Raw genomic sequence first — 23615 nt, forward strand, 5'->3', positions numbered from 1 at the left:
GGACCCGTGCGGGCGGGGTGCACCGGGCGCCGGGGGATCAGGTCAGTACACCCTTCCGGGTGGACAGGCGAACCTTACCCACGGCGATCACGATCGGGCAGACAGGACATCCCACACGACCTCGAGGTGCTCGCGGCCCGTGGTGACCCCGCCGAACGCCACCCGCACCACCGGGTGCCCGTCGACCTCGGTGCCGGTGAGCAGCACCCGTCCGTCGGCGTTGGCGCGCTCCAGCAGCGCGGTGGTCGCGGCGTCGCCGGAGCGCGAGCGGAGGCAGACCAGGGACAGCACCGGCGCGCACGCCAGCTCCAGGTCGTCGTGCCCGCGGACCCGCTCGGCCAGCTCGGCGGCGAGGTCCACGTGGCCGCGCAGGTGCGACCGCAGCCCGGACAGCCCCTGGCCGTGGAGCACCGCCCACAGCTTCAGTGCCCGGAACCGGCGCCCGAGCGGGACCTGCCAGTCCCGGAAGTCCACGACGGCGCCGGTGTCGGAGTGCGCGTCGCGCAGGTAGGCCGGGGTGATCGACAGCGCGGCCGGCAGCGCGCGGGCGTCGCGCACCCAGAGCAGCGAGGCGTCGAACGCGGTGAGCAGCCACTTGTGGGCGTCGGTGCAGAAGGAGTCGACGCCGGGCCCGGGGCCCGGGTTCACGCCGTCGAGCACCCAGCGGTGCTCCGGGCAGAGCGCGGCGACGCCCGCCCACGCGGCGTCGACATGCACCCAGGCCCGGTACGGTCGCGCCGCCGTGACCAGCGCCGCGACCGGGTCGCTCGACCCGGTCGAGGTCGTCCCGACCGTCGCGCACACCAGGACCGGGACCAGCCCTGCGGCGACGTCCGCGGCCAGGGTGTCGGCCAGCGCGGCCGGGTCCATCGCCCGGGAGCCCGGGGTGCACGGGACGGTCCGCAGCCCGTCCGCGCCGAGCCCGGCCACCCGCACCGCCTTGGCCAGCGACGAGTGCGTCTCGGCCGTGACGTAGACGCGTTCCCGGCCGGTCACCCCGCGCACGCGCCAGCCGGAGTCCGGGTCCGGGGCGGCCCGGTGCAGCGCGGCGGTCAGCGCGACCAGCGCCGCCGAGGACGCCGAGTCCTGGATCGAGCCGCCCCCGCCGCCGTCGTGGGTGAACGTCTCGTCCAGCCCGAGCGCCCGGGCCACCTGGTCGGTGACCGCCTGCTCCACCTCGGTGCACGCGGGCGAGGTCGACCAGAGCATCCCCTGCGCCCCGGCCCCGCCGGAGAGCAGCTCACCCAGCAGCGAGGTCAGCGACGCGTTCGCCGGGAAGAACGCGTGGAACCCGGGGTGCTGCCAGCGGGTGTCGGCGTCACCGGTGACGGCCTCGACCAGCGACGGGAACGCCGCGAGCGGCTCGGGGTCCTCGTTCGCCTCGCGGGGGAAGCGGGCCCGCACGGTGCCGGGCTCGACGACGTCGCGGACCGGGTGACGTTCGATCCCGGCGCGGGCGTCGGCGACGGCGTCGACGAACAGGTGGCCGAGGGCTCGGAACTCGTCCGGGGTGAGGTCGGGCACGTGCGCGGACGCTACCCGGCCACGGGCGTGTGCTCGTGGATCCCGTGGTCGTGCAGGTCGTCGAGGTCCCAGGTGGGCAGCGGGTCGTCCAGGTCGCGCCAGGAGCCGGGCCCGGCGAGCAGCTCGTCGTCGGTGAGCAGGGCCGGGTCGAGGCGCGCGGTGACGGCGTCGCGGGTCAGGCCGAGCCCGATGAACACGATCTCCTGCCCGCGCGGCCCGTCGAACGACGACCACGGCGCCGCCGGATCCAGGGCCATGTTCGGGCCGGCCTGCGACCACAGGCCGGCGACGTCGGGCCGGGTCGCCAGCCAGCAGAAGCCCTTGCTGCGCAGCAGTCCGGGCCACTCGGCGAGCGCGTCGAGCAGTCGGGCGGGGTGGAAGGGGCGTCCGGCCCGCCAGGTCACGCTCGCGATCCCGTACTCCTCGGTCTCGGGGGTGTGGCTGCCGTTGAGTTCCTGCGCCCAGCCGGGTGTCGCGGACGCCGCCGCCGGGTCGTAGCGGTGGGTGTCGAGCAGCTCGGCGACCGGCACGCCGCCACGCACCGCGCGGACCCGGCGTGCGCCCGGGTTCATCCGCGACAGCAGCGCCTCGATCCGGCCCAGCGCGTGCGGCGCGACGAGGTCGGTCTTGTTGAGCACCAGCAGGTCCGCGAACTCGACCTGGTCGGCGAGCAGGTCCGACAGGGTCCGCTCGTCGCCCTCGGCGGCCTGCAGCTCGCGGTCGGCGAGCGAGTCCTCGCTGGTCAGGAGCGTCTCGAAGGTCGAGGCGTCGACGAGGGTGACCATCGTGTCCAGCCGCGCGACGTCGGAGAGCGCGGTGCCGTCGTCGAAGGTCCACTCGAACGTCGCCGCGACCGGCATCGGCTCGGAGATCCCGGTCGACTCGACGACGACGTGGTCGTAGCGCCCCTCCGCGGCGAGCTCGCCGACCGTGGTCAGCAGGTCCTCGCGCAGCGTGCAGCAGATGCAGCCGTTGGTGAGTTCGACCAGCTTCTCCTGGCTGCGGTGCAGGTCGACCAGCGCGCCGTCGATGTTGACCTCGCTCATGTCGTTGACGACGACGGCGATCCGCCTGCCGTCGCCGTTCGCGAGCAGGTGCTCCAGCAGCGTCGTCTTCCCCGCGCCGAGGAAGCCGGACAGGATCGTGACGGGAACGCGACGGTCGGCCATACATTCACGATAACCATTGTCGATAGTGGCGGTGAAGGCTGCCCCCGTGCGCACCTCCCGTCCGGTCTGGTGGCGGCTGCTCCCCGCAGCCGCGTAGACGCACGTCACCGTCATCCCGGGCTGCCCGAGCAGCCCGGCGGCAACCGGTGTGTCTCGTGCAGCTCCCCGTTCCCAGGAGCTGATCATGGATTCCTCGCCGCCACCGTCGCCCGGATGCCCGCGCTGCGTGCCGCCGTCGCCGCCGACCCGTCGTCGCACCGGGTGCTGACCGGGGAGCGGCCGACCGGCCCTCTGCACCTCGGGCACCTGGTGGGCACGATCTCCGAACGCGTCCGGCTGCAACGGTCCGGAGTGGACGTGCTGGTGATCCTCGCCGACTACCAGGTGATCACCGACCGTGACGTCGCCGACCGGCTGTCGGACCACGTCCGCGGCGCGGGGCTCGACCAGCTCGCCGCCGGGCTCGACCCGGACCGCACGACGGTGTTCGCCCACTCCGCGGTGCCCGCACTGAACCAGCTCATGCTGCCGTTCCTGTCGCTGGTCACCGAGGCCGAGCTGCACCGCAACCCGACGGTGAAGGCCGAGCACGCCGCGTCCGGGCGGGCGTTGTCGGGGCTGCTGCTGACCTACCCGGTGCACCAGGCCGCGGACATCCTGTCCTGCCGCGCCGACCCCGTGCCGGTGGGCAAGGACCAGCTCCCGCACATCGAGCTCACCCGGGTGCTGGCCCGGCGCTTCGCCGAGCGCTGCGGCCCGGTGTCCACCCCGCCCGAGCCGATGCTGACCGACACCCCGGAGCTGCCCGGGCTCGACGGGCACACGATGTCCACGTCCCGCGGCAACGCCGTCCCGCTCGGCGCGACCGCGGACGAGACCGCGGCGCTCGTGCGCCGCGCCCGCACCGACCCCGAGCGGCGCATCACCGTCGACCCGGACGGCAGGCCCGGGGTGTACGGGCTGCTCACGACCGCGGTCCTGTGCCTGGGCCGCGACCCGCACGAGCTGGCCGCGACCCTGGACGGGGCCGCCGCGCTGAAACGGCTCACCACCGACGCGGTCAACGATCACCTCGCCGGACACCGCGCGCGGCGCGCCGAGCTGGCCCCCAACCCCTCTCGTCGACGACGTGCTGGCCCGCGGCAACGCCCGCGCGAACGACCTGGCCGACGAGACACTCGACGAGGTCCGCGCGGCCATGGGGTTGCGCTACGTGCGGGTCAGGACGCGGTGCGCCGGGTGACCGTCTCCCGGATCCGCGGCAGCAGGTGCTCGCCCGCGGCCAGCAGATCCGGGAGGCGGGCGGGCTCGGCGAGCAGTGCCCGGAACGCGTCGGCGACGGTGACGCCGTGCCCGGGCCGGTGCTCGACGGCCACGGCGTCGCCGGCGCGGATCTCGCCGGGGGACAGGACCCGCAGGTAGGCACCGGGGCGGGCGGCCGCGGTGAAGCGCTTCACCCAGCCCGTCCGCTCCAGGTGCGCGGCGAAGGTCCGGCACGGGATGCGCGGCGCGGTCACCTGCAGCAGCACTCCGCCGACCTGCCAGCGCTCGCCCAGCTCCGCGCCGCACACGTCGACGCCGCGGGTGGTGAGGTTCTCCCCGAACATCCCCGCCCGCAGCGGGCCCAGCTCGGGGGCGAAGAACTCCAGGTCCTCCCGGGCGTAGGCGTAGACGGCCTGGTCCGGGCCGCCGTGGTGGTCGGCGTCGCAGATCGTGTCGCCGGCCAGCCCGCTCGCCGCGGGCGCCGGGACATCCACCCGGACCGGACCGGGTACCGGCCGCTTGTCGATGCCCGAGGTCCCCGCCTTGGCGAGGATCGGACGGGACACCCCGGTGTTCACGGACTCCACGACGGACACCCCCGCGACGCTAGGCGTCCCACCGCCGTCGACGCGAGCGGGTTCGTCTCACACGGACCCGTGGAGGCGGCGCAGCTCGGTCTTGAGCACCTTGCCCGACGGGTTGCGCGGTAACGCCTCCACCAGCGCGAGCCGGCTCGGCTGCTTGTAGCGGGCCAGCCGGTCGGCGCACCACGCGGTGAGCGTGTCCAGGTCCGGCGGGGCGGCGGGGTCGGCGGGCACGACCACGGCGAGCGGGGTCTCGCCCCAGCGCGGGTCCGGCACCCCGACGACCGCGACGTCGGCGACGCCCGGGTGCGCGGCCAGCACCTCCTCGACCTCGGCGCTGTACACGTTCTCCCCACCGGAGATGATCATGTCCTTGGCGCGGTCGACGACGTAGTAGAAGCCGTCCGGGTCCTCGCGCACCAGGTCACCGGAGTGGAACCAGCCGCCGCGGAACGCCTCGGCCGTCGCCTCCGGGCGGCCCCAGTACTCCCGCATCACGGTCGGACCGCGGTAGACGATCTCGCCGACCTCGCCGCGCGGCACGTCGTTCATGTCCGCGTCGACGACCCGCACCTCGACGCCGACCATCGGCGTCCCCACGGAACCGATCTTGCGCACCGAGTCCTCGCCCCGCAGCGCGCAGGTGACCGGGCTGCACTCGGTCTGCCCGAACGCGGTGACCACCATGGCCTGCGGGAACGTGTCGATCATGGTGCGGATCAGCGTCGTCGACGCGGGGGCGGCCCCCCAGGTGATCCGGCGCAGCGCCGACAGGTCCCGCTGCGCGATGCCGGGCACGGCGCAGATCGCCTGCCACTGCGCCGGGACGAAGAAGCACGACGACACGCGCTCCCGCTCCAGGGTGTCGACCGTCGCGACCGGGTCGAAGCCGCCCGACGGCGGGATGATCACCCGGCCGCCCGCGATCAGGGTCGGGAGCATCCCGGACAGCCCGGCGATGTGGAACAGCGGCGCCCCGGACAGCGACACCCGGTCGTCGCCCGCGGTGCCCAGGTGCGTGATCGACAGGAACGCGTGCAGCATCAGGTTGCGGTGGGTCAGCACCGCGCCCTTCGGGCGGCCGGTCGTCCCCGAGGTGTACATGATGTAGGCGGGCTCGTCGTCGGCGACGTCGTCGCCCCAGTCGCCGGGGTCGGTCCCGGCGAGCAGCGCGCCGAACCCCTCGCCGAGGGTGAGCACCGTCCGCACCGACGGTGCCTGCTCCCGCGCGGTCCCCACGGTCGCGGCGAACCCGTCGTCGCAGAGCACGGCGGTGGGGGTGCAGTCGGTGAGCTGGAAGGCGACCTCGCCCGCGGTCAGCCGGAAGTTCAGCGGCACGCAGATCGCGCCGCGGCGCAGCACCGCCAGGTAGCTCTCGACGAGCTCGACGGAGTTGAGCCCGAGCACCGCGACCCGGTCCCCCCGGTCGACCCCCCGGTCGGCGAGCACGGTCGCCAGCCGGGACACCCGGTCGTCGAGCTGCGCCCAGGTCCGCGACGTCCGCGGGTCGGCCAGCGCCGGCCCGTCCGGTGTGGTCCGTGCGTGCCGCGCGACGATGTCCGCCGCGGTCATCCCGTGTCCCGTGATCGTGCCCACCGGTGGCCTCCCGAGCCTCGACTGCCCTGCCACTGTGGTCCCGCTCACCCCGGTGGGGCAAGATCACGGCCCGCCGTGCAGGGTGACGCCGGTGAGCACGACCCCCGACGGCAGCGGTCCCGACGGAGCCGACCCCGACGGAGCCGACCCCGACGGAGCCGACCCCGGCGGTGCCGTCCCCGACGGCACCCGGCGGCTCCGGCTGCTGCAGCTGGCGTCGCTGACCAGCACCGTCGACCGGTTCGCGATCGCGCCGCTGCTGGTCCCGATCGCCGCGTCGTTCTCGGCGCCGCTGGCCGCGGCTGCCGGCGCGGCCGGGGGCTACTTCCTCGCCTACGGCCTCATGCAGGTCGTGTGGGGGGTGCTGTCCGACCGGATCGGCCGGGTCCGGGTGATGCGCCTGGCCCTGGTCGGCGCGGTGCTGGGCGGGGTCGCCTCGGTGCTGGCCCCGACCCTCGCAGTGCTGGTCGTCGCCCGGGTCGTCACCGGCGCGTGCACGGCGGCGCTGATCCCGGCGGCGCTGGTGTACGTCGGTGACACCTGGCCCGCCGCGGTCCGGCAGCGGCCCCTGTCGGACCTGCTCGCCGCGACCGCGCTCGGCACCGCCGTCGCCACGGCCGGGGCGGGCCTGCTGGCCGACCTGGCCGGGTGGCGCGTCGTCCTCGGTGCGACGGCGGCCGGCTGCGCGGTGCTGTTCGTCGCGCTGCGGGCGCTGCCCGAACCCGACGGTGCCCGCACCACCTCGCGCGGGATCGTCGACGCGGTGCTCCGCCCGCTGGCCGCGGTCGCCGGGAACGGCTGGGCGCGGCTGGTCCTGGCGCTCGCCTTCGTCGAGGGCGCCGTCGTGCTCGGGGTGCTGACCTACCTGGCCCCGTCGCTGCAGGCCGGGGGCAGCTCCGCCGCGCTGGCCGGGCTCGCCGCCGGGGGCTACGGCGTCGGTGCGGTGCTGTTCTCCCGGGTCGTGCGACGCCTGGTCGGGCGCCTGCGCCCGGCCGCGCTGGCCGCCGTCGGCGGCGGGTTCCTCGTGATCGCCTGGGTGTTCCCGCTGGTCGTCGTGCACCCGGTGACGGTCGCCGTGGCCGGGCTCTGCCTGGGTGGGGCGTGGGCGTTCCTGCACTCGACCCTGCAGACCTGGGCGACCGAGGTCGTCCCGCAGGCCCGCGCGACCGCCGTCGCGCTGTTCGCGACGCTGCTGTTCCTGGGCAGCTCGGCCGGGACCGCGCTGGGAGCCCCGCTCGCCGACGCCGGGCGCTTCGCCCCGCTGTTCGCCGCCGCCCTGGTGGCCTCGGTGCCGCTGGCGCTGGTCGCCGCGTGGACCCGGGCCCGCTACGCCCGCCGGGCCGCCTGACCCGCGCCGTGTGTTCCCAGGGTCACTCTCGTGGCTTAGAGCGCCACGAAAGTGACCCTGGGAGCACGGTGGGGCGTCACACGTAGCGGTCGCGCAGCTCCCGCTTGACCAGCTTGCCGGTGGGGGTGCGCGGCAGGAAGTCGGTGAAGTCCACCGACGACGGCGCCTTGTAGTGCGCGATCCGCTCCCGCACGAAGTCGATCAGCTCGCGCTCCAGCTCCGGGCCGGCGTCGACGCCCTCCGGGGGCTGGACGACGGCCTTGACCTTCTCGCCCATCTCGTCGTCGGGCACCCCGATGACGGCGACGTCGAGCACCTTGGGATGCAGCGCGAGGGCGTCCTCGACCTCCTGCGGGTAGATGTTCACCCCGCCCGAGATGATCATGAAGGCCTTGCGGTCGGTGAGGAAGAGGTAGCCGTCCTCGTCGAGGTAGCCCAGGTCCCCGGTGGTGGTCCAGTTCTCGTGCTCGGGGTGGGTCGCGGCGAGGGTCTTGCCCGGGTCGTTGTGGTACTCGAACGGCCGGACGTCGCGCTCGAAGTAGACCGTCCCGATCTCGCCCGCGGCGAGGACGGCGCCGGTGTCGTCGGCGATCCGGATGGTGCCGAGCCCGGCGCGCCCGACCGAGCCGGGACGCTCGCTCCACTGCGCCGAGTCGATGAAGGTGATGCCGTTGGACTCGGTCGCGGCGTAGTACTCGTGCAGGACCGGACCCCACCAGTCGATCATCGCCTGCTTGACGTCCACCGGGCACGGCGCGGCCGCGTGGATCGCGACCCGCATCGAGGACACGTCGTAGGAGGCGCGGACGGACTCCGGCAGCTTGAGCATCCGCACGAACATCGTCGGCACCCACTGCGAGTGGGTGACCGAGTACCGCTGGATCAGCGCCAGGGCCTTCTCGGGGTCGAAGCGCTCCATCACCACGACGGTGCCGCCGAGCGCCTGCACCGTGGCGGTGAACCGCAGCGGCGCGGCGTGGTAGAGCGGGGCCGGGTTCAGGTAGACGGTGTCGGTGTCGAAGCCGTACATCGACCCGAACAGGGCCTGGTAGGTGTCGCCCGGCTCGTCGACCTGCCGGTCGGGCAGCGTCGGCTTGATGCCCTTGGGGCGACCGGTGGTGCCCGACGAGTAGAGCATGTCCGCCCCGCGCGGCTGGTCGGCCGGCGGCTCGGCCGGCACCCCGGCGAGGGTCTCGTCGTAGTCGGCGTAGCGCGACGCACCGGGGATCTCACCGCCGAAGGCCAGCCGTACCGGGGTGTCGACGTGGTCCTCGATCGCCGCGGCCAGACCGGCGACACCGGCCGAGACGACGAGCGCCTTCGCGCCGCAGTCCCGCACGATGTAGGCCGCCTCGGGCGCGGAGAGGTGGTGGTTCACCGCGGTGATGTAGAGCCCCGACCGCTGGGCGGCCCAGTAGACCTCGTAGACCCGCGCGGTGTTCTCCGCGACGAGCGCGACGACGTCGCCCCGCTGCAGACCGGCCGCCCGCAGGTGGTTCGCGAGCCGGGCGGACCCCTCCTCCAGCTCACGGAAGGTCAGGGTCGCGCCCGAGCCCCCCATGATCACGGCCGGCTTGTCGGGAGTCGTGGCGGCGTGCGTGCCTGGGTACATCGGGGCCTCTCCGTCGGGGCGCGCCGCGGATCGCCCGGCGCACGTCTCTCGTCGGCCCGATCCTGCCATCCGGGGCGACCCCGGCGGCGGCAGCGGTCAGGAGTGCGCGTTCTGATAGGCCTCGAGAACCGAGGACGGGATACGCCCGCGCTCGGAGATCTTCATGCCCTGGGCCACCGCCCATTCCCGCACGGCGCGGTTCGCGGCGCGTTCCGAGGAGCTGGAACCGTTCGACGACGAGGCGCCGGAAGCGGGACCGCGCCGACCGGACCCGCGACGGGCGGCCGCGACGTAGGGTGCCAACGATTCCCGCAGCTTCTCGGCATTCCCGGCGGACAGGTCGATCTCGTAGGCGCGGCCGTCGACGGAGAACTCCACCTGCTCGTCGGCCTCGGTGCCGTCGAGGTCGTCGACCAGTGTGATGGTCGTCTGCTGCGCCACGTCGTCATTCCTTCCACGGGGAATCACCGGATCGGCCGGAGACGGGAATCGCCCGGTCGGAGCCGGAACCGATTCTTCGGGCAGAACGATAAAGGATGCCGAACCGACCTGTCGAACCCCTGCCCGGAAATAGTCCGGCGCCGTCGTTTCGGGTCGGGGGATACGGCGTCCGGGCGACGGGAATGGGCGAAAAGGGTCAGCGGTGAACGTGACGTGAATCAGCGCGCGGTCGGCCACCACGGTTCGGTGGGAACCGCGGCGCGAGCGTCGTCGACGGTCGTGACGCCGGTCAGGTCGATCCGCTCGCCCGGACGCGGCAGGGCCAGGACCACGTCCTGGTCGGCGGCGGCCTTGCGGGCCCGCTCAGCGGGCTCGTCCCACGGGTGGAAGCCCAGGTTGAACGTCGCCCAGTGGATCGGCAGCAGCACCCGGCCGCCCAGCTCGCGGTGCGCGGCGACGGCCTGCTCCGGGTCGGCGTGGATGTCGGGCCACAGGTCGGCGTAGGCGCCGATCGGCAGCACCGTCAGGTCGAACGGGCCGTGCGCGGCCCCGGTGCGCGCGTGCGCCCGGGTGGCGCCGGTGTCCCCGCCCAGGTACGCGGTGTGCCGCGGCCCCGCGACCTTCCAGGCGGCCCACAGCGTCGTGTTGCGGCGCAGCCCGCGCCCGGAGAAGTGCCGGGTCTCCAGGCAGGTCAGCTCCAGCCCGGCGACGGTCACCACGCCCTCCCAGTCGCGCTCGACGACCCGGTGCCCGGGCACGCCCCAGGCCCGCAGGTGCGCGCCCACCCCGAGCGGGCCGACGAACACCGCGGAGGTGTCGCGGGCCAGCGCGGTGACCGTCGGACGGTCGAGGTGGTCGTAGTGGTCGTGGCTGATCACGACGACGTCCGGGGACCCCAGCGCGGACAGCGGTCCGACCGGCGGGTGCAGGCGGCGCGGCCCGAAGCGCGGCACGGGGGAGGCGTACTCCGACCAGACCGGGTCGGCCAGGACCCGTCGGCCGTCGATCTCCAGCAGCACCCCGGCGTGACCCAGCCAGGTCACCGCCAGCCCGGCGGGCTCGTCGGGGGTCCGCAGCGGCGCGAGCGGCACCGTGGCCGGCGCGACGCCCTCGGACCGGCGGCCCACCAGCATGTTCAGGATCATCCTGGCGGAGGCCTTGGCCCGCGGCAGACCCGGCTCGGTGTTGGCGAACACGCCGTCGACGGCGTTCGGCGACCCGGAGGCGATCCGGTGGAGGTCGCCCACGCGGGCCCCCATGTTGCGGCGCACGTGCACGCCGAGCGCGGCGAGGGCCCCGGTCAGGGCGATCGGGACGGACAGGACGGCCGCGGTCGGCACGCGCTTGCTGCGGGACACGATCACCACAGTACGAACGCCCGGGCCCGCTCCCCACCTACAGTCGCGATCGTGACGGACGGCATGACGGGGACACGGGTGACCACCGAGCGGCACGGGCACGTGCTCGTGATCCGGATGACGCGCCCGGACAAACGCAACGCCGTCGACGCCGCGATGACGGCGGGGCTCGACGAGGCGCTCAACACCCTCGACGACGACCCGGACCTGTGGTGCGGCGTGCTCGCCGGGGACGCGACGGCGTTCAGCGCGGGCACCGACCTGGCGGCGGGCTCCGGCGGGCCGACGCCGCGCGGCGGCAACTACGGCGTCGTCCGGCGCGACCGGCGGCGCCCGCTGATCGCCGCCGTCGAGGGCGTCGCCTACGGCGGTGGGTTCGAGATCGTGCTGGCCTGCGACATGGTCGTCGCGTCGACGACGGCGCGGTTCGGGCTGCCCGAGGTCGCCCGCGGCCTGGTCGCGAACTGCGGGGCGCTGTTCCGGGCGCCGCGGCCGCTGCCGCTCAACATCGCCAAGCAGCTGCTGGTCACCGGGCGACCGCTGGACGCCGAGCGCGCGTACACCCTGGGACTGGTCTCCGAGCTCGTCGAGCCGGGCGGGGCGGAGGCGGCGGCGCTGGCGCTCGCGGCCGCGGTGTGCGAGAACTCGCCGCTGGCGGTGTCGGTGTCGCTGCGCGCGCTGGAACGTGTGGTGTCCGAGCCGGACGAGCGCGGCTGGAACGCCACCGAGATCGCCTCGGCGGCGATCGACCGGTCCGCGGACAGGACCGAGGGGATCGCGGCCTTCCTAGAGAAGCGCCCGCCGCGCTGGACGGGGCGCTGACCCGCGCCCGGTATGTCTCGCCGCACGCGACTAGGCTCGTCGGCATGCCTGCCCGGACGCGACGTGAGGACCTGGTCGCGCTGCTGCAGGACTACGCGGGCGAGGCCGAGCTGCTCGGCCAGGAGTTCGCCGGGCGGCACCGGCTGCACCCCACCGACCTGCACGCACTGCTCGCGGTGATGCGCGCGGACTCCGCGGGCGAACCGCTGACCCCGGGCGTCCTCGGTGCCCGGCTCGGGCTGTCCACGGGTGCGACGACCGCGCTCGTCGACCGTCTGGAGCGCGCGGGCCACGTGCGCCGCAGCCGCGAGTCCACCGACCGGCGGCGGGTGACCCTGCGCCAGGCCGAGAACGCCGCCGAGGTCGGCGGGGCGTTCTTCGGCCCGCTCGGCGCCCGGATGGACGCCGTGCTCGCCGGCTTCGACGACGACGAGCTCGCCGCCGCGGCCCGCTTCCTCACCGCGATGAACGCGCTGGTCGCGGACTACCGCGCCGACCTCGCCGCCGGGCCGGCGCAGAAGTCCACGCCGGCCTGAGGATCAGGCGTTCGCCGCCGCGGTGTCCAGGTACTCCGCGAACTTCCGGCGCGCGGCCTCGGTGCGGGTCGGGACGTGCTCGGTGGGGACCTCCACCGGGGTGTAGCCGCGCAGGATGCGCCGCGCGACGGACTCCTTGTGCACCTCGTCGGGGCCGTCGTAGATGCGCGCGGCGCGGGCCGCCCGGTACATCTGCTCCAGCGGCAGGTCCCCGGAGAAGCCCAGCGAGCCGTGCACCTGGATCGCGCGGTCGATCACGTCGTGCAGCACCCTCGCGCCCCAGTACTTGATCATCCCGATCTCGATCCGGGCGTTCGAGGCGCCGACCTGGTCCATCGTCCACGCCGCATGCAGGGTCAGCAGCCGCGCCGCGGCCATGTCCGCAGCGGACTGCGCGATCATGTCCTGCACCATCTGCTTGTCGGCGAGCCGCGTGCCGCTCGCCGTCCGCGACACCGCGCGCTCGCACAGCATGTCGAACGCCCGCCGGGACTGGCCGAGCCAGCGCATCGCGTGGTGGATGCGCCCCGGGCCGAGCCGCTGCTGGGCGAGCTTGAAGCCGTCGCCGGGGTTGCCGACCAGGTTCGTCGCCGGAACCCGGACGTCGCGGTAGAACACCTCGGCGTGGCCGCCGTAGATCTCGCCGCCGACGTCGGGGTGGTCCATCACCGGGATGTCGCGCGCCACGTCGACCCCCGGGGTGTCGGTCGGGACGACGATCATCGAGGCCCGCTGGTACGGGGGCGCGTCCGGGTCGGTCACCACCATCGCGATCAGGAAGTCCGAGCCGGTGGCGTTCGAGGAGAACCACTTGTGGCCGTTGATGACGTAGTCGTCGCCGTCGCGCACGGCCCGGGTGGACAGCATCGTCGGGTCCGCACCGGCGCCGGGCTCGGTCATCGAGAAGCAGGACCGCAGCTCACCGCGCAGCAGCGGGTGCATCCAGCGTTCCTTCTGCTCCGGCGACCCGCCGATCGCCAGCAGCTCGGCGTTGCCCGAGTCGGGGGCCTGGTTGCCGAACACCCCCGGCGCGTAGCGGCACTGGCCGAGGATCTCGTGCATCAGCCCGAGGGAGACCTGGCCGAACCCGCCGCCACCGAGCTCGGGGGGCAGGTGCGCGGCCCACAGGCCCTGCTCCTTGACCTGCTCCTTGAGCGGGGCGGTGATCCGGGCGAAGGTCTCCCGGTCCAGGTCGAGGGTCTCGAGCGGGATGATCTCGTCGCGGACGAAGCCGCGCATCCACTTCAGCTTCTCCTCGAACTCCGGATCGGTGCTGAAGTCCCACGCCATCGCGTCCGCCTCCCGACGAGCCTCGTTGCCACTGCGAACGTAACCCAGCCCGCCACGACGTGGACAGGGCCGCCGCCGAGCCGGTGGTCGACGGGGCCGACAGCCGACGGTGCCCCCGGGCGGACGGTGGCCCTCGGGCGGGCGGGGCGATTGCGTGCCCGGGCGCTGCCGGGGAGGCTCGGGGGATGACCGACGAGGCTCCCGTCCCCGTCCACCCGGCGGGTGTCCCGGCCGACCTGGTGGACCTGTCCTACGAGCCGCTGACCCCCACGGCGTTCCTCGACCGGGCCGCGGCGGCGCACGGCGACCGGGTCGCGGTCGTCGACGGCGACCTGCGGTTCACCTACACCGAGTTCCGGGACCGCTGCCGGCGGCTGGCGGGCTCGCTCGCCGCGCTGCACGACGGGCGCCCGGTCGCGGTCCTCGTGCCGAACACCCACGTCGGGCTGGAGGCGGCGCACGCGGTCCCGTGGTCGGGGACGGCGCTGGTCGCGGTCAACACCCGGCTGTCGGCGGGCGAGGTCGCCTACATCCTGGAGCACTCCCACGCCTCGGTGCTGGTGGCCGACCCGGTGTTCGACGACCTCGTCGCCGAGGTCGTCGCCCGCCTCGACACCCCGCCGCACACGGTGCGGGTCGGCCCGGACTACGAGCGCCTCGTCGAGGAGGGGGAGCCCACCGCGGTGCGGCCCGCCGACGAGCGCGGCCTGCTGTCGATCAACTACACGTCCGGGACCACCGGGAACCCGAAGGGCGTGATGTACCACCACCGGGGCGCCTACCTGCAGGCGCTGGCGATGGTCGGCCACACCGGGCTGACCGCGTCGTCGGTGCACCTGTGGACGCTGCCGATGTTCCACTGCAACGGCTGGTGTTTCCCCTGGGCGGTCACCGCGGCCGCCGCCACCCACGTCTGCCTGCCGAAGGTGGAGCCGACCCGGATCTGGGAGCTCGTGCGCGAACAGGGCGTCACCCACCTCAACGGCGCCCCCACCGTGCTGTCGATGATCGCCTACGCGCCGGAGGCCGGGCCGGTGGGGACCCCGGTGGCCGTCGCGACCGGGGGAGCACCGCCGAGCCCGGCGATCCTGCGCCGGATGGCCGAGCTCGGGTTCGAGGTGACCCACCTCTACGGGCTCACCGAGACCTTCGGCCCGGCGATGATCTGCGACTGGCGTCCGGAGTGGAACGACCTCGACGCCGACGCCCGGGCCCGGATGAAGGCCCGCCAGGGCGTCGGGAACATGATCGCCTGCGCCGTCCGGGTGATCGACGACGACGGCGCCGACGTCCCCGCCGACGGGGAGACGACCGGCCAGATCGCGTTGCGCGGCAACAACGTGATGCTCGGCTACCTCGACGACGAGCAGGCCACCCGCGACGCCGCGCCGGACGGCTGGTTCCGGACCGGCGACATCGGCGTCATGCACCCCGACGGCTACGTCGAGCTCCGTGACCGCTCGAAGGACGTGATCATCTCCGGTGGGGAGAACATCGCCAGCGTCGAGGTGGAACAGGCCATCGCCGACCACCCGGCCGTGCTGGAGGTCGCGGTGATCGCCGTCCCCGACGAGCGGTGGGGCGAGGTCCCGGCCGCGTGGGTGACCCTGCGCGAGGGCGAGAGCGCCACCGAGGACGAGATCGTCGAGCACGTGCGCGGGCGGCTGGCGCGGTTCAAGGCGCCGAAGCGGGTCACCTTCGCCGAGCTGCCGAAGACCTCCACCGGGAAGATCCAGAAGTTCGTGCTGCGCGACGAGGCGTGGGCCGGGCAGGAGCGCCGGATCCGGTAGGGGCCGGGGCAGCGCGGTCAGGACAGTGCGCTCAGCGAGCGCCACTCGTCCCAGGGGATCGTCCAGTCGTAGAGGTCGCCGTCGCGGGCGGTCAGCGGCTGCGAGCTGCCGGTCACCTCGACCGGGTCGCCGAACACGGCGCCCGCGAAGAACTCCTTCGCGTCACGGGTGGAGAGGTTGATGCAGCCGTGACTGACGTTGCGGTTGCCCTGCGCCCACGACGACGCGGGGTTGGCGTGGATGAACTCGCCGTTGTTGGAGATCCGGACCGCCCAGAACTGGGGTTCGTCGACGTAGCCGTAGTCGGGGTTGCTCATCAGCACCTTCTCCGACCTGGCCATGACCACGTGGATGCCGGAGCGGGTCACCCGGCGCGGGTCGGACTCCAGGCCGTAGGAGGCGTCGTAGCGGGCGACCTCCGTGCCGTCGCGGACGACGACGATCGCGTGGCTGCGGGTGTCGGCCTTCACGATCTGGCTGCGTCCCACGGTGAAGGCCCGGTCCAGGTCCTCCGTCATGAAGGTGCCGTCGCCCAGGTCGAGCCCGCGCAGCGCGCCCCGCACGTGGACCTGCGTGTGCGCGGGCCAGTAGGCCTTCGGCCGGTAGTGCACCCGCGAGCCCTCGGCGGTGTCGGGCAGCCACGCCCAGGCGCCCTCGACCTTCCGCGACGCGGTGACGCTCAGCGCCCGCTCGACGGTGGCCTTCGCGGCGTCGGGGAGCTTCTCGCCGAAGGTGAGCACGACCGGCGCGCCGATGCCGACCTCGCCGCCGTCGCGGATGTTCATGGTGGCGTCGACGGTGTCGTCGGGGTCGACGGTGGTGAACGGGGCCGGGGGCACCGGGCGCCGGTCCTGCGGGCCCAGCACCCAGCTGCCCGACCAGTGGTAGGTGGTGGCGAGGTCCAGCGGCTCGGTGGCGGTCCAGCTGCGGCCGTCGGGGGACAGGGTGCCCGCGACGGTGACCGGCCCGTCGTCGCCGTCGGCGGTGAGTGCGACGCCGTCGAGGGTCCCGGTGCTGACCTCGGTGCGGACCGGGCTGCGCGGGGCGACCGGGGCACCGCCGGCCGGGACGCTGGTGAGGACCTCGGGGACGGGGGGTGCGGGCGGCACGGCCGGGGCCGGACGGAGGCGGTCGACGGCACCGGCGAGGTTGCGGGCCAGCGAGTCGACGCCGCCGCCGACGGTGTCACCGATCCGGCCGCCCGCCATCGCGGCGGTCCCGCCCGCGAGCAGGACCACCAGTGCGACCAGCGAGGTCGCGAGCACCGCCCAGGTGCGACGGTGCACCGAGCGTCGCCGCCGGCGTGGGGTGTGGCGCCCGCGCGAGTGCTCCCAGGACCTCGACATGCCGAGGATCATGGCCCGCGTGTCACCCACACGGGCGGTGCGACACCCCGACGACATGTGATCGTTGCCCGGGCGCGTCCGCGGCGACGGCGTGACAGGGTTCCGCCATGAGCTACGACGTCGCCGCCGTCCGCAGCCGTTTCCCCGCCCTGCGCGCCGGGATCGCCCACTTCGACGGGCCCGGCGGCTCCCAGGTCCCCGACGCCGTCGCCGGGGCGGTGGCCGCCGCCATGACCTCCCCGCTGGCCAACCGCGGGACGGTCACCAGCGGTGAGCGCGCCGCCGACGCGATCGTGCTCGGCGCCCGCGCCGCGACGGCCGACCTGCTCGGCGCGGACCCGCGCGGGATCGTGTTCGGGCGCAGCATGACCGCGCTGACCTTCGACCTCGCCCGGACACTGGCCGCGACCTGGTCGCCGGGCGACGAGATCGTCGTGACCCGCCTCGACCACGACGCGAACATCCGCCCCTGGGTGACCGCCGCGCAGGCGGCCGGGGTGACGGTCCGGTGGCTCGACTTCGACCCCGCCACCACCGAGCTCGACGACGTGACGCCGCTGCTGTCCGACCGCACCCGGCTCGTCGCGGTGACCGGGGCGTCGAACCTGGTCGGGACCCGCCCCGACCTGCCCGCGATCGCCGCAGCCGTGCACGCCGCCGGGGCGCTGTTCATGGTCGACGGCGTGCACCTGACCGCGCATGCTCCGATCGACCTCGCCGCGACCGGCGCCGACTTCTACGCCTGCTCGCCCTACAAGTTCCTCGGCCCGCACTGCGGGGTGCTCGCCGCCGACCCGGCGCTGCTGGAGACCCTGCGCCCGGCGAAGCTGGCGCCGTCGAGCGACGCGGTGCCCGAGCGCTTCGAGCTCGGCACCCTGCCCTACGAGCTGCTCGCCGGGACCACCGCCGCCGTCGAGTTCCTCGCCGCGCTGGACCCGTCGGCGACCGGGGACCGCCGGGCGCGGCTGCAGGCGTCGATGGCCGCGGTGGAGGAGCACGAGCGGCCGCTGCGCGAGCGCATCGAGACCCACCTCGCCGCCCTGCCCGGGGTCACGGTGCGCTCCCGGGCGGCCCGGCGGACCCCGACCCTGCTGGTGACCTTCGACGACCGCGACGCCGCCGACGCCTACCGGCACCTGGCGGAGCGACGGATCGCGGCGCCCGCCTCGTCGTTCTACGCGCTCGAGTGCTCGCGGCGGCTCGGCCTGGGGGACACCGGATCCCTGCGGATCGGGCTGGCCTGCTACACCGACGACGCCGACGTCGACCGCCTCCTGGACGGGCTCTCCGACTTCGTCGGGGCCTGATCCACATATGTGAGACTGTTCAGGTGGCGCGTTCTCGGTGGGTCCTCGCGGCCCTGCTCGCACTGTCCCTCGTCGCCGGGTGCTCGGCACCCGCCGCGGCACCGCGGGCCCCCGGTGGGACCGGCGCGGCGGCACAGGACTGCGTGCCCGGCGCCGCATCCGCCCCGGACGACACGGTCGCCTTCAGCCACGCCACCAACGTCACGATCACCGGCGGCGACGGCTACCGGGTCCTGACCGTCCGCACGCCCTTCCCGGGTGGGCAGCCGCAGTCGGTCGTGCTCGTCGGCTGCGGACAGGGCGACCCGGCGCTGCCCGCGGCGCTCGCCGGGGCCCCGGTGGTGCACACCCCGGTGAGCGGGATCTTCGCCGGTTCGACCACCCAGCTACCGATGATCACCGAGCTGGGTGGGCTCGACCGGATCACCGGCGTCGGCGGGGCCGCGCTGGTCACCGACCCGGCCGTGCGCGGTCGCGTCGAGTCCGGTGCCGCCGTCGATTTCGCGCCGAACGCCACGATCGACGCCGAGGCCGTCGTCGCCGCCGCGCCACCGGTCGTGCTGTCGGCGGGGACCGACGACCCGGCCTTCCCGGCGCTGGCCGCCGCCGGGATCCCGGTGGTCGGCTGGGCGGACTACCTGGAGACCGGTCCGCTCGGCCAGGCCGAGTGGATCAAGGTCGTCGGCGCGCTGACCGGGCAGGACGCCCGCGCCGCGGAGGTCTTCGACGGCATCGCGGGCCGCTACACCGACCTCGCCGGTCGCGTGCGCGGTCTGCCGCCGACCCCGATCGTCGCCGGGCAGCCCTACCAGGGCACCTGGAACGTCCCGGCCGCCGAGTCGACCGCGGGCATCCTGTTCCGCGACGCCGGCGCCACCTGGCTGGGCGCCGGGATGCCCGGCACCGGCACCCAGGCGCAGTCGCTGGAGCGGGTGCTGGCCGACGACGGCGACGCCCGCATCTGGCTCGCCGACGGCCCGTTCGCCTCGACGGCCGACGTCGCGACGCTCGACCCGCGGCTGTCCTCGCTCACCGCGGCCCGCCCCGGCGGGCAGCTGTGGACCCGCGACCGGGCCACCACCGCCGACGGCGGCAACGCCCTCTACGAGCGCGGCGCGCTCCACCAGGACGAGATCCTCGCCGACCTCGTCGCGATCCTGCACCCGCAGGCTCTGCCCGGGCACGCGTTCACCTACTACCGGCAGGTGCCCGCCGGATGAGGCAGGCCGCACCGGCGTCGCCCGCTCCGGCGCCCCGGGCCCCGGACCGGGCCGGACAGCGCTCGGGACGCCGGGCGCCGCTGGTCCTGGCGCTGCTCGCCGCCGGTGTCGTCGTGCTTTTCGCCCTCGCCGTCTCGACCGGGTCGGTGGTGATCGGGCTCGATCGGACGCTGTCGGCGCTGCTCGGCATCGGCGCCCCCGACGCCCGGCTCGACCTGCTCGTCACCGACCTGCGGGTGCCGCGGGCGGTGACCGCGACGGCCGTCGGCGTCGGGCTGGGCACCGCGGGGCTGCTCACCCAGACCCTGTTCCGCAACCCGTTGGCCGAGCCCTACGTGCTCGGGGTCAGCGCCGGGGCCGGGCTGGGCGTCGCGCTGGTGACCACGCTCGGCGCGGCCGCGGGGACCGCCGCGTTCGCCACCGGCGGGCTCGGCGCCGCGCCGGTCGTCGGGGGGCGGCTCACGACCGTCGCGGCCGCGGCGGTCGGTGCCGCCGCCGTGCTCGCGCTGGTGCTGGCACTGTCGCGGTTCGCCCGGTCGGTCACCGCGCTGCTCGTGATCGGCGTGATGCTGGGGTCGGCGGTCACCTCGGTGGTCAGCCTGCTGCTGGTCTGGACCGACCCGCGCACCGCGCAGCAGTACCTGATGTGGGGCCTCGGCTCGGTGTCCGGCGTCGGTCGCGGCGAGCTGCCGGTCCTCGGCGGGATCGTCGCGGCCGGGCTGCTGGCGGTGGTCGTGCTGGCCAAGCCGCTCGACGGGCTGTTGCTCGGCGACGACTACGCCCGCACCGCCGGCGTCGACGTCGCCCGGGTACGGCTGGCCGTGCTGGGTGTCGCCGCCGTGCTCGCCGGGGCGGTCACCGCGTTCTGCGGGCCGATCGGGTTCCTCGGCATCGCCGTGCCGCACCTGGCCCGGATGGCGGTCGGCACCGCGCGGCACCGGGTGCTCGTCCCGGCCACCGCCCTGACCGGGGCGCTGGTCGGGCTGGCCTGCGCGGTCGTCGCGAACCCGCCGGGGCTGGGCACGGTGATCCCGCTGAACGTGGTGACCTCGCTGGTCGGGGCGCCGGTCGTGATCGCGGTGCTCCTGCGCTCCCGACGCCTGGGCGCGGCCTGGTGAGCGCCGGGCTGGCGCTGTCCGGGCTCGACGTCGGGTACGCCGAGGGCGGGGCGCTGCGCCGCGGCCGGGTGCGCCCGGTGCTGTCCGGGGTGGACGCCGTCGCCGCACGGGGCGAGCTGACCGTGCTGCTCGGGGCGAACGGCGCGGGCAAGTCCACCCTGCTGCGGACCCTCGCCGGGCTGCTGCCCGCGCTGGGCGGCACGGTCACCCTCGACGGCACCGACCTGCTCGGGCTGCGCGCACCGGAGCGGTCCCGCCGGGTCGGGGTGGTGCTGACCGACCGGCCGGACCCGGGGCAGCTGACCGGCCGCGACGTCGTCGAGCTGGGGCGGCTGCCGCACACCGGCGCCACCGGCGTGCTCACCGCCGGCGACGAGGCCGCCGTCGACGCCGCGATCGACGCGGTCCGCGCCGGCCCGCTGGCCGGACGCCCGCTGGCCCGGATGTCCGACGGCGAGCGGCAGCGGATGATGGTCGCCCGCGCACTGGCCCAGCAGCCCTCGCTGCTGCTGCTCGACGAGCCGAGCGCGTTCCTCGACGTCTCCTCCCGGGTCGCGCTGCTCGGGACGCTGCGCCGGCTGGCGGGGGAGCAGGACCTCGCGGTGCTGTTGTCCACCCACGACCTGGAGCCGGCACTGCGTCTGGCGGACCGGGCCTGGCTGCTCGACGGCGCGGGCGCGCTGCACACGGGGACGCCCGGTGAGCTGGCAGCCTCCGGGGCGGTGGGGGCGGCGTTCGACACCGACGAGCTGGCCTTCGACGCGCCCACCGGCACCTTCCGCCTCCGCACCCCAGGGTGACCGCGTCCGCGCCCCCCCCCCGCACCCGGCCGCGCCGCCGGCGCCACCGCTCCCGGCCGCCCGGGAGGTACCCGGTCCGACGGCGGGCGGCCGCCGCCCCACCGGACCCGCGCCGCACGGGGTCCGACCGCACCGCACACCTCCGGACATGGGCGGCGGGACCGGAACCTGTGCGACGCCGCGCGTGTGCCGCGGGTGCGGGGCCGGAGCGCGGGATGAGTCGGAGCTGCGGAACGGACGCCGGACAGTGGTGCGGATCACTCGGATGGGGTCGTGACCGGCGGATGCGGGCCGGTCGTGCACGACCGGCCGCGCCGACGGCGCGGCGCCCGGTCCCGGTACCGCAGCCCGGCCGGGGTGTCCGTGGCGTCGTCGGGCACGACGCGACCCGGAGTCGCTAGGTTCGCGCCGGACGCGCCGCCCGTCCGGGTGCGCGCATCGGAACACGAGGAGATGCGATGACGCACGCCGCGAGCGCGGCCGAGCTCGAGTCGCTGCTGCTGACCCGGTCGCTCGACGACCCGGAGCTCGCCGCGGCCACCGAGCGGACCCCCGACATCCGGGTCCTGCCCGACGTGTCCGTGGTCAAGGTCGGCGGGCAGAGCTTCATGGACCGCGGCCGCGAGGCGGTGTTCCCGCTGGTCGAGGAGCTGTTGGAGGCCCGGTCCGCGCACCGGCTGCTGATCGGCACCGGCGGCGGCACCCGTGCCCGGCACGCGTACTCCCTGGCCGCCGGGCTCGGCCTGCCCACCGGTGTGCTCAGCTCGGTCGGCAGCGCCGTCGCCGGGCAGAACGCCACGATGCTCGGCTACCTGATGGCCCGGCACGGGGTGCCGGTCGTCGCCGGGGGCGGGTTCGACGCGCTGCCGCTGTCGCTGTCCGAGGTCCGCGCTGCGATCTTCGCCGGCATGCCGCCGTACGCCATGTGGCAGCCGCTGCCCGACGAGGGCGTCATCCCGCCCTACCGCACCGACGCCGGCTGCTACCTGGTCGCCGAGACCTACGGCTGCAAGAACATGATCTTCGTCAAGGACGAGGACGGTCTCTACACCGCGAACCCGAAGAACGACCCGTCGGCGACCCTGATCCCCGAGATCACCGTCAACGAGCTCGTCGAGCGGGACCTGCCCGACCTGATCGTCGAGCGCCCGGTGCTGGAGCTCATGCGGCACGCGACGCACGTCCGCTCGATCCAGATCGTCAACGGTCTCAAGCCCGGCAACCTCACCCGCGCGCTCGCCGGCGAGCACGTGGGCACGATCATCACCGCGGGAGACGCCCGATGAGCACCACCCACCCCAAGGACGTCGAGTCCCCGCTGGCCCGCCAGACCCTGCTCGACCGCGAGCAGGTCCGCCCCGTCGACCAGCAGCAGCCGGTCATCCGGATGCTGCCCCGCCTGCGCGTGGTCGTGCTCGGCGGCCGCTCGATCGTCGACCGCGGCCGCGACGTGCTGCTGCCGCTCGTCGAGGAGCTGCGCGCCGCGATCTCCGGCGACCCGCTGCTGATCGCCACCGGTGCCGGGGTCCGTGCCCGGCACGCGCTCGGCGTCGGCCTCGACCTGGGCCTGCCGACCGGTGCGCTCGCCGAGATCGCCGGCCGTGAGGCCGAGCAGAACGGGCACCTGGTCGCCGCGCTGCTCGCCGAGCAGGGCGTCGCCTACCTCGGGCACGACACCGTCGCCCACCAGCTGCCGGTGCACCTGGCCGCGTCGAACGCCGCCGTCACCAACGGCTATCCGCCCTACGGCGTGCACGAGCTGCCGACGGCCGCCGGGAAGATCCCGGCCCACCGCACCGACACCGGCGCGCTGCTGCTGGCCGACGCGTGGGGCGCGGCCTCGCTGACCTACGTCCGCGACGTCGGCGGCGTGCTCGACGGGGACACCGTGCTGCGCGAGGCGTCCGCGGCCGACCTGCTCGCCGACGCCGCCCGGACCCTGCCGATCGACCGGGAGGCGCTGCGCACGCTGCAGCGCGCCCGGCACGTCCGGTCGGTGCAGATCGTCGACGGGACCGTCGCCGGGAACCTGACGAAGGCCCTGGCCGGGGAGCACATCGGGACCGTCGTCTCGGCCTGACCTCCGAGGACGGGATCCGTCCGGGTCCGGTGCCACGGTCGTGTCGTGGCGCCGAACCCGTTCCCCGTCCCGCAGGCGGAGATCGACCGCCTGCACGCCCGACTCGACGACACCGCCGGCCCGACGTACCGTCCGGCGCCGGGTGGTCCTCCGGCGTCCCGCCCGACCATCTGCGCGCGCTCGCCGACCACTGGCGGCACCACGTCGACTGATGGGCGGTGGAGGAGCGGCCGGCCGCGGACTCCGTCGTCGTCGACACCCCCGACCACGCCGGGGTGCACGCGCTAGTCCGCCGCTCGACGCGGTCCGACGCCGTACCGCTGCTGCCGGTGCACGGCTGGCCGTCCACCCCGGCGGACTTCCTCGACCTCCTGGGCCCCGCTCACCGAGCCGCTCCTCGACGACCTCCGG

19 protein-coding genes and 1 pseudogene are annotated in these 23615 nt (G+C 74.9%); 11 read left to right on the forward strand and 9 right to left on the reverse strand.

Going from position 1 to position 23615, the window contains the following annotated elements:
* Nucleotides 1-87 precede the first annotated feature (87 nt).
* Both DMP15_RS13945 and DMP15_RS13950 read right to left on the reverse strand, forming a co-directional pair.
* Complete coding sequence (locus DMP15_RS13945) at nt 88-1524, reverse strand: pyridoxal phosphate-dependent decarboxylase family protein (protein WP_073574563.1); 1437 nt, start codon at nt 1522-1524, stop codon at nt 88-90.
* Nucleotides 1525-1535: 11 nt separating this feature from the next.
* Entirely contained in the window at nt 1536-2693 is a 1158-nt protein-coding gene (locus DMP15_RS13950; protein ID WP_073574564.1) for a GTP-binding protein, read from the reverse strand.
* 213 nt (nt 2694-2906) lie between these two features.
* Between DMP15_RS13950 and DMP15_RS13955 the strand changes: the two are divergent.
* Nucleotides 2907-3647 (forward strand): annotated as a pseudogene (locus DMP15_RS13955) (tryptophan--tRNA ligase); the annotation flags it as partial.
* Between the two features lie 266 nt (nt 3648-3913).
* Here DMP15_RS13955 and DMP15_RS13960 read toward each other — a convergent pair.
* Nucleotides 3914-4552, reverse strand: coding sequence for an MOSC domain-containing protein (locus DMP15_RS13960; RefSeq protein ID WP_217266860.1), 639 nt, complete (start codon nt 4550-4552; stop codon nt 3914-3916).
* A gap of 48 nt (nt 4553-4600) precedes the next feature.
* Nucleotides 4601-6112 (reverse strand): long-chain-fatty-acid--CoA ligase, encoded by a 1512-nt coding sequence (locus DMP15_RS13965; RefSeq protein WP_443217697.1) that lies wholly within the window; start codon nt 6110-6112, stop codon nt 4601-4603.
* Nucleotides 6113-6227: 115 nt separating this feature from the next.
* On the opposite strand from DMP15_RS13965, the gene DMP15_RS13970 reads away from it, so the two are divergent.
* Entirely contained in the window at nt 6228-7484 is a 1257-nt protein-coding gene (locus tag DMP15_RS13970; RefSeq protein WP_304580054.1) for an MFS transporter, read from the forward strand.
* A 76-nt stretch (nt 7485-7560) separates the two neighbouring features.
* Here the strand turns inward: DMP15_RS13970 and DMP15_RS13975 are convergent, their stop codons facing one another.
* The 3 genes from DMP15_RS13975 to DMP15_RS13985 form a co-directional block, all read right to left on the reverse strand.
* Nucleotides 7561-9096 carry an acyl-CoA synthetase gene (locus tag DMP15_RS13975; protein WP_337825992.1) on the reverse strand — a complete coding sequence of 512 codons (1536 nt, stop codon included), beginning with the start codon at nt 9094-9096 and terminating at the stop codon, nt 7561-7563.
* Between the two features lie 96 nt (nt 9097-9192).
* Entirely contained in the window at nt 9193-9537 is a 345-nt protein-coding gene (locus DMP15_RS13980; protein ID WP_179763148.1) for a histone-like nucleoid-structuring protein Lsr2, read from the reverse strand.
* Between the two features lie 218 nt (nt 9538-9755).
* Nucleotides 9756-10895 carry an MBL fold metallo-hydrolase gene (locus DMP15_RS13985; RefSeq protein WP_337825993.1) on the reverse strand — a complete coding sequence of 380 codons (1140 nt, stop codon included), beginning with the start codon at nt 10893-10895 and terminating at the stop codon, nt 9756-9758.
* A gap of 51 nt (nt 10896-10946) precedes the next feature.
* Between DMP15_RS13985 and DMP15_RS13990 the strand changes: the two genes are divergently transcribed.
* Together DMP15_RS13990 and DMP15_RS13995 are read left to right on the forward strand one after the other, a co-directional pair.
* A complete protein-coding gene (locus tag DMP15_RS13990; RefSeq protein ID WP_337825994.1) occupies nt 10947-11717 on the forward strand; it encodes an enoyl-CoA hydratase-related protein in 771 nt (256 codons plus the stop codon).
* 44 nt (nt 11718-11761) lie between these two features.
* The gene (locus tag DMP15_RS13995; protein WP_062395807.1) at nt 11762-12253 is read left to right on the forward strand and encodes a MarR family winged helix-turn-helix transcriptional regulator; all 492 of its coding nucleotides are present in this window, start codon (nt 11762-11764) and stop codon (nt 12251-12253) included.
* A gap of 3 nt (nt 12254-12256) precedes the next feature.
* Here the strand turns inward: DMP15_RS13995 and DMP15_RS14000 are convergent, their stop codons facing one another.
* A complete protein-coding gene (locus DMP15_RS14000; protein WP_073574570.1) occupies nt 12257-13543 on the reverse strand; it encodes an acyl-CoA dehydrogenase family protein in 1287 nt (428 codons plus the stop codon).
* 185 nt (nt 13544-13728) lie between these two features.
* On the opposite strand from DMP15_RS14000, the gene DMP15_RS14005 reads away from it, so the two are divergent.
* Nucleotides 13729-15333: an AMP-binding protein gene (locus DMP15_RS14005; RefSeq protein ID WP_167379047.1), complete on the forward strand. Its 1605-nt coding sequence runs from the start codon at nt 13729-13731 to the stop codon at nt 15331-15333.
* A gap of 17 nt (nt 15334-15350) precedes the next feature.
* Here the strand turns inward: DMP15_RS14005 and DMP15_RS14010 are convergent, their stop codons facing one another.
* On the reverse strand, nt 15351-16679 hold the full coding sequence (locus DMP15_RS14010) for a L,D-transpeptidase (protein WP_139282721.1): 1329 nt from the start codon (nt 16677-16679) through the stop codon (nt 15351-15353).
* A 107-nt stretch (nt 16680-16786) separates the two neighbouring features.
* Here DMP15_RS14010 and DMP15_RS14015 point away from each other — a divergent pair, with 107 nt between their 5' ends.
* The 6 genes from DMP15_RS14015 (at nt 16787) to DMP15_RS14040 (ending at nt 23204) form a co-directional block, all read left to right on the forward strand.
* Complete coding sequence (locus tag DMP15_RS14015; protein WP_073574571.1) at nt 16787-17986, forward strand: cysteine desulfurase-like protein; 1200 nt, start codon at nt 16787-16789, stop codon at nt 17984-17986.
* 23 nt (nt 17987-18009) lie between these two features.
* Complete coding sequence (locus DMP15_RS14020) at nt 18010-19206, forward strand: ABC transporter substrate-binding protein (RefSeq protein ID WP_073574572.1); 1197 nt, start codon at nt 18010-18012, stop codon at nt 19204-19206.
* On the forward strand, nt 19203-20324 hold the full coding sequence (locus DMP15_RS14025) for a FecCD family ABC transporter permease (RefSeq protein WP_179762554.1): 1122 nt from the start codon (nt 19203-19205) through the stop codon (nt 20322-20324). Before DMP15_RS14020 ends, DMP15_RS14025 begins: the two co-directional genes overlap by 4 nt.
* Entirely contained in the window at nt 20321-21124 is an 804-nt protein-coding gene (locus DMP15_RS14030; protein ID WP_073574573.1) for an ABC transporter ATP-binding protein, read from the forward strand. The genes DMP15_RS14025 and DMP15_RS14030 overlap by 4 nt, the downstream gene beginning before the upstream one ends.
* A gap of 458 nt (nt 21125-21582) precedes the next feature.
* Entirely contained in the window at nt 21583-22410 is an 828-nt protein-coding gene (locus tag DMP15_RS14035; protein ID WP_337825995.1) for an amino acid kinase family protein, read from the forward strand.
* On the forward strand, nt 22407-23204 hold the full coding sequence (locus DMP15_RS14040; RefSeq protein WP_073574575.1) for an amino acid kinase family protein: 798 nt from the start codon (nt 22407-22409) through the stop codon (nt 23202-23204). Before DMP15_RS14035 ends, DMP15_RS14040 begins: the two co-directional genes overlap by 4 nt.
* Nucleotides 23205-23615: the final 411 nt, after the last annotated feature.

The organism is Pseudonocardia sp. UM4_GMWB1 (assembly GCF_017312155.1).
Lineage (GTDB): Bacteria > Actinomycetota > Actinomycetes > Mycobacteriales > Pseudonocardiaceae > Pseudonocardia > Pseudonocardia alni.